This is a genomic window from Roseateles sp., assembly GCF_036404855.1.
Lineage (GTDB): Bacteria > Pseudomonadota > Gammaproteobacteria > Burkholderiales > Burkholderiaceae_C > Pelomonas.
The window spans coordinates 1-6,106 of the sequence record NZ_DASWYS010000356.1; the positions used below are offsets into that span (position 1 = coordinate 1).

General features: G+C 68.5%; 7 protein-coding genes. 5 read left to right on the forward strand and 2 right to left on the reverse strand.

Annotation, left to right across the window (positions count from 1 at the left end):
• Window positions 1-40 precede the first annotated feature (40 nt).
• Entirely contained in the window at window positions 41-1,459 is a 1,419-nt protein-coding gene (locus VGF12_RS23805; RefSeq protein WP_331178530.1) for a M28 family metallopeptidase, read from the reverse strand.
• 68 nt (window positions 1,460-1,527) lie between these two features.
• On the opposite strand from VGF12_RS23805, the gene fusA reads away from it, so the two are divergent.
• Window positions 1,528-3,585, forward strand: a complete 2,058-nt coding sequence (gene fusA, locus VGF12_RS23810) for an elongation factor G (protein ID WP_331178531.1) — start codon at window positions 1,528-1,530, stop codon at window positions 3,583-3,585.
• A 6-nt stretch (window positions 3,586-3,591) separates the two neighbouring features.
• On the opposite strand, the gene VGF12_RS23815 is transcribed toward fusA, so the two are convergent.
• Complete coding sequence (locus VGF12_RS23815; protein WP_331178532.1) at window positions 3,592-4,029, reverse strand: nuclear transport factor 2 family protein; 438 nt, start codon at window positions 4,027-4,029, stop codon at window positions 3,592-3,594.
• Window positions 4,030-4,170: 141 nt separating this feature from the next.
• Between VGF12_RS23815 and VGF12_RS23820 the strand changes: the two genes are divergently transcribed.
• From VGF12_RS23820 to VGF12_RS23835, 4 genes are all read left to right on the forward strand, one after another.
• A complete protein-coding gene (locus tag VGF12_RS23820; RefSeq protein ID WP_331178533.1) occupies window positions 4,171-4,743 on the forward strand; it encodes a hypothetical protein in 573 nt (190 codons plus the stop codon).
• Window positions 4,744-5,030: 287 nt separating this feature from the next.
• Window positions 5,031-5,222: a hypothetical protein gene (locus tag VGF12_RS23825; protein ID WP_331178534.1), complete on the forward strand. Its 192-nt coding sequence runs from the start codon at window positions 5,031-5,033 to the stop codon at window positions 5,220-5,222.
• A gap of 72 nt (window positions 5,223-5,294) precedes the next feature.
• Window positions 5,295-5,531: a hypothetical protein gene (locus VGF12_RS23830; protein WP_331178535.1), complete on the forward strand. Its 237-nt coding sequence runs from the start codon at window positions 5,295-5,297 to the stop codon at window positions 5,529-5,531.
• 70 nt (window positions 5,532-5,601) lie between these two features.
• Window positions 5,602-6,106 (forward strand): HDOD domain-containing protein (locus VGF12_RS23835; RefSeq protein ID WP_414710193.1); only part of this gene is annotated, 505 nt, incomplete at its 3' end.

The following is a 6,106-nucleotide window of genomic DNA, read 5'->3' on the forward strand; positions in this document are numbered from 1 at the left end:
CCGCGGCCATGGGCACGGCCGCGACTGACGCTCAGTCCCGTCAGCGGCGTGGCAGCGGATAGCTCGCCAGGCTGGCGAAGCCCTTCTTGGACACCGCCTGCACGCCGAACACCACGTTGTCCTTGGACACCGGCAGCGTCACCCGCGTGAGGCTGCCGACGTCTCTCGACTGCTGCCAGGCGGCCGAGTCGGTCTCACGCCAGACGATGCGATAGCCGGCCACCTCGGGATCGTCGCTGGCCTGCCACTCCAGCGTGGAGTCATTGGTCAGCTCGCGCGCGTCCAATCGCACGCCCTTGAGCGGTGCGGGTGCCCAGGCCAGCGTGGCCAGGCCGGCCAGGTTGGCCCGGGTCACGTCGCCCACGTAGGCGAAGTCAACGAATTCAGGCAGGTCGCCGTAAACCACGCCATTCTCTGTGCGCGGGTTCTGGTGCTGGTGTGCGAAGTTCTCGAAGGGCTCGGTGATGCGCACGGCCGCGTACCCACGCTCCAGGAAGGGGATGTGGTCGCCGCCGCGCAAGTAACGGTCACGGCGCTGGATGAGCTGCACCGTGAAGCCTGGCATGGCGGCCTCGGCCGCGGCCTTGATGTGGCGCCCCAGTTGGTGCGTGGGAAGATCCTCGTTGCCACCGGCCTGGAGCAGCGGCAGCAACTCGGCCTGCATCGACGCAATGGCGCGGGCGTCGGCTTCGCTGGCCGGGCGATTGGCGTGGGCGGCCATCAGCAGGCGCACCAGCGGGTCCAGGCCGTCGGCGAACAGGCGCAGCCGCTTCGGATCAACCTGGCCAGCATCGCCACGCGAGCTGCCGATGATGTCGTTGGTGATCATGGCCTCGACATTGGTGCCAGCAGCACGCGCCTCGCGCGCCCATTGGGCGGCACCCAGCAGCCCCTGCTCCTCGCCGGGCACGGCCATGAAGACCAGGGTCGCGTCGAACTGGCGCCGGGCCATCACACAGGCCAGCTCCATGACGGCGGCGGTGCCCGAGGCGTCGTCGTTGGCACCCGGGGACTCCCCGAGCGGGTCCATCACGTCACTGTTGCGCGAGTCGTAGTGGCCACTGACGACCAGCGTGCGGCCCTTGGAGGCGCCGCGCCCAGGCAAGGTCGCGACGACGTTGACCAGCTCGGTCGGCTGGTTGACGCGATTGCCGGCCGGCTCGATGAAGCTCTGCTCCTCCACCTGCAGCCGCCCACCGGCGGCCTTCGCGCACGCCGAGAGCTCGGCCGTGATCCAGCGCCGCGCGGCGCCGATGCCGCGGGTGTCGGAGCCGATGTCCGACAGCGTGTGCCGGGTGCCGAAGCTCACCAGCTTGCGAATGCGGGCCTCGATGCGCGCCGGGCTGACCTCGGCCAGCATGGCTTTGAGCTCGTCGGCCGGGCTGGTCTGGGCTTGGCCCGTGGTGGTCCCCGACACGAGGGAGAGGGCGAGGGCGAAGGTGGTGAATCGGAGGTGCATTCGAATGATTCTGCCCTTGCCGGGCGGCCCGGGTTCTTCTACGCTGGCAACGCCACCGAGGAGGTCCGATGAGCGCTTCAAGCCTGGATTCACGAGTGAGCGCGATCCGCACGGTCGCGCTGGTCGGGCCGGCTGCGGCCGGCAAGACGCTGTTGCTGGATGCGCTTTTGGCGCATGCAGGTGCCATCCCGCAGGCGGGCAGCATCGAGCGCGGCAGTACGGTCAGCGACCACGATCCGCTGGAGAAACGCCTTGGGCACTCGCTGCAGTCCAGCCTCGCCCACTTCACGCATGGTGGCATCCGGGTGCATGCCATCGACACGCCCGGTGCGCCGGACTTCGTCGGCCAGGCCCTCCCGGCGCTGGAAGCGGCGGACACGGCCCTCGTCGTCGTCAATGCGCTCAACGGCATCGAGCTGATGGCGCAGCGCCTGCTCAACGCCGCTGGCGAGCGCGGGCTGGCACGCCTCATTGTCGTCAACAAGATCGACTGCCCAGACGTCGATCTGCCCCACCTGCTTGCGCAGATCCGCGAGGTCTTCGGCAAGGAGTGCCTGCCGCTCAATCTGCCCAGCGACGGCGCCAAGCGCGTCGCCGACTGCTTCTTCGCGGCCTCTGGAGAGGCCGATTTTTCGTCCGTGGCCGACGCGCACCGTGCGCTGGTGGAGCAGGTGGTGGAGGTGGACGCAGACTTCGTGGACCGCTACCTGACCGACGGGGACGTCGATCCGCGTGAGCTGCATGCACCCCTGGAGCAGGCGCTGCGAGAGGGGCATCTGATTCCAGTCTGCTTCTGCTCGGCCCGAACCGGCGCAGGCATCGCCGAGCTGCTGGACGTCATCGAGCGGCTGTGCCCCAACCCGGCCGAGGGCAACCCGCCGCCCTTCCTGGAAGGCAAGGGCCCCGTGCCCACGCCCTACCCCGCCCGGCCCGACCCGGCCGGGTACGTGCTGGCGCATGTGTTCAAGATCGTCTCCGATCCCTACCTGGGAAAGCTCGGCATCATGCGGGTGCACCAGGGCCGCGTCGCCAAGGGGGGCCAGCTCTTCGTCGGCCATGCGCGCAAGCCCATCCGCGTCGGCCACCTGTTCATGCTGCAGGGCGCCAAGCACGTGGACATCGACGAGGCCCTGCCCGGCGACCTGTGCGCCGTTGCCAAAGTGGACGACATCGCCTTCGACGCCGTGCTGCACGACGCGCAGGAGGACGAGCACATCTTCCTTCAAGCCCTGGACTTCCCGACCCCCGTGCACGGCCTAGCCATCAGCCCGGCGCGGCGTGGCGACGAGCAGAAGCTCTGGGAAGTGCTGGCGCGACTGGTGGACGAAGACCCCTGCCTGCGCATCGAGCAGGTCGGGGAGACCCATCAGACGCTGGTCTACGGCCTGGGCGAGCTGCACCTGCGTCTGCTGCTGGAGCGCGTGCGCGAGCTCTACAAGGGCGAGGTCGTCACCGAACCGCCGCGCATCGCCTACCGCGAGACGGTGGCGGCTCCGGCGGAGGGGCATTACCGACACAAGAAGCAGAGCGGCGGGGCAGGCCAGTTCGGCGAGGTCTATCTGCGCATCGAGCCGCTGGAGCGGGGCGCGGGCTTCGAGTTCATCGACGCGGTCAAGGGCGGCACCATTCCGGGCCAATTCATGCCCGCCGTCGAAAAGGGCGTGCGATCGGCGCTGGCCAGCGGCGTCGTCGCGGGCTATCCGCTGGTGGATCTTCGCGTGGTCGTCTATGACGGCAAGCACCACTCGGTGGACAGCAAGGAAATTGCCTTCGTCACCGCCGGCCGCCGGGCGCTGATCGCGGCCGTTCGCGAGGCCCGGCCGCTGGTGCTGGAGCCCATCGTGCAAGTCGAGATCACCGCGCCGGAGCACAGCATCGGCGACATCACCGGCGACCTCGCCTCACGTCGCGGCCAGGTCAATGGCACGCGCGCCGCCGTGCCCGGCAGCCTGGTCGTGCAGGGGCTGGCACCGCTGGCAGAGCTGGCCAGCTACCAGTCGCGGCTCAACGCGATGACCGCCGGCGAGGGTCGCTACACGCTGCTGCTGTCGCACTACGAGGCGGTGCCTCCCAGCACGCAGGCGTCACTGATCGGTGCCTACAAGGTGGGTGACGAAGGCGACTGAACGCTCTCAGTGCTCGCCGGCGGCGGTCTTCCTCGCCGCCGCACTTTTGCCCTGGCCCTCATTGCATTCGGTTTCGGTGTGCATCACGCAGCGCCATTCATCGCCCTTGCGCACCCAGACGGTGGAGTCAGCCATCTCCTGCGCGACGGGCTTGGCGCCGTCGCCACGGTGGGCGACCTCCTGCCTGACGCGATAGGTCAGCACGGCCGTGTCCTCACTGGGGTACATGACTTGCATGTCGCTGAACTCGAAGGACTTGATGACCATGTCGCCGTGCTCGGCCATCTGCCGGTACTGATCGTGGCTGAATTGCATGGCGCCGTGGGCGCTGACCATCAGCGAAGGTTCGCTCAGCATGGCCAAGGCGGTATCGGTGTCTTCGTCGACCATGGATTGCCAGAACTTCCTTTCCATGGCGATAAGGGTGCGGTCGGTGCTCGGCATGTCGATCTCCTGATCGGTTGGGGATCTGACCAATATGAGCGCAGCCCCGGAGCGCGACCATCAGCGATGCGACCACGTCACGGTCGGTGCCTTCCTACGGGCGAAGCCTTCTTGGTGAAGGCTCATTTATCATTGCCGCCCATGCCCAGCGCCCCCCGCGACGTCGCGCAGATCCGTTTGGACAACGCGATGCGGCTGTTCGAAGAGTTCGTCAGCGCCACCGTCAAACATGCCGATGCGGCCACCTTGCGTGGCCTGGAACGCCGCTTTGCCGAAAGACTGCAGATCCAGCCCAGCTATTGGAGCCAGATCAAGGGTCGTTCCCGGCAGATCGGCGAACGCCTGGCCCGCCAGTTCGAGCAGCTCTGCCACAAGCCGCCCGGCTGGATGGACCTGGAGCACGGCGCCCAGGGCCCTGCCGCAACGCCTGCCACGGCAAGTACCGCCGCACCCATGGCGGTAGAGACGTCGCCCAGCTTGCCGCAGGACGATGACGAGCGCTTCATCATCGGCCTGGTCCTGACTTACTACCGCCGGCATCCGCAGCGCGCCCGCACGCGGCTGCTGGACCTGCTGGGCGAGGTACTGACCCCCAGCAACCCGCCGCCAGCTGCGCCCGCACCCAAGGCCGCCGGGTCCAGTCCGCAGGCCGAGCTGGACGAATGGCGTCGGCTCCAGGCCGGTATCGCCCCGCTCAAGCCCAAGAAACGCTGATCCTTAGGCGCATCCGTCATGGGACGGCGCCAACGCCCCATGTTAGGGGTGTTGGATAAAAACCGCTTGCGCAAGGGCAACGTTTGTTTATCATTTGCGCAAGTTGCGGTGCAGAAGTCCCCAGGCATCGCGGCGAGGTCGCACACCCCAAGCCCCTGACTGCCCGGCCCGCCTGTCTCGAGCGCAGGCCCCGGGTCCCGTCAACCTTTTCGCGCAAAAGCCGACCCATCCGGGTCGAGCCGCTGCATTGCCCGCCGTGCCATGCATGGCATCCACCGGAGCACTCCATGCCCCAGTTCACCTCCCCGCGTCCCATGCAGCTGAACCTGCGCAAGCCGCGCAATCCGCTCGTCGCGCCAGCCTTGAAACGCCAGGCCGGCCGGCACCAGAGCCCGCAGGACGCCCGCGCCCAGCGCCAGCAGTCCCGCCTGGACCTGCGGCGACTGCTGCGCGAACGCTCCCCCGACGACAGCCCCTGAACCAACTGCGCCGCCCGCCCCACATCCATGGTCGATCCATGTCATGAGGGCCGGCTGCCCAAGGAGATCCTCATGAGATTGATCGAGCTGAGCGGCCCCGATGCCGCCGAAACCCACGCCGCCTGGGCCCGCCGCTGGGCCCGCGTCAGGCGCGCAGCACGCGCCATCCGGCTGGTGTTCTCACCGGCCTACCGGCGCCGCCGAGCCCGCAGCCACCTGGAGTTCTACGCCGAAGCTGGCGCGCCGGAAGGGGCGCTGTACGCCGATGGCCGGCTGACCGCCCAGCTGGAAGGTGTGCGCAGGCTGTGAACTGAGGCCGAAAACGGGGTCGCATGCGACGAGCATGCGACCCCTCATCGTCCTAGCATCGGGGGGCATCATGTCCGAACGCCTGCGCATCACCACCCCGCTGCCCAGCCTTGAGGCCTGGGTCGACGCCTTTGCCCGGGCCGAAATCCCGGTGCTGGCCGAGACGGCCGAGGCACTGGAGCAGATGCGCGCGACGGAGGACGATGTCGACGCCCACAGCCTGGGCGAGATGATGGCGACCGACCCGCTGATGACGCTGAAGGTCCTGGTGCATGCCAGCGAGCAGCGCCGCGGCCGAAGCGCCGGACTCCGGGCCGATGCCGAGACCGTCACCGCAGCCCTGGTGCTGACGGGCATTTCGCCCTTTTTCCGCGACTTCGGCCCCCAGCCAGCGCTGGAGGTTGTGCTGGCCGACCACGAAGAGGCGCTGCTGGGCCTGTCACGCGTGATGCAGCGTGCCGAACGGGCCTCCCGGTACGCGCTGGGCTTCGCGGCCCACCGCGCCGACCCTGACGCCGCCATCATCCACAGCGCCGCGCTCCTGCGCGACTTCGCCGAGATGTTGCTGTGGGTGC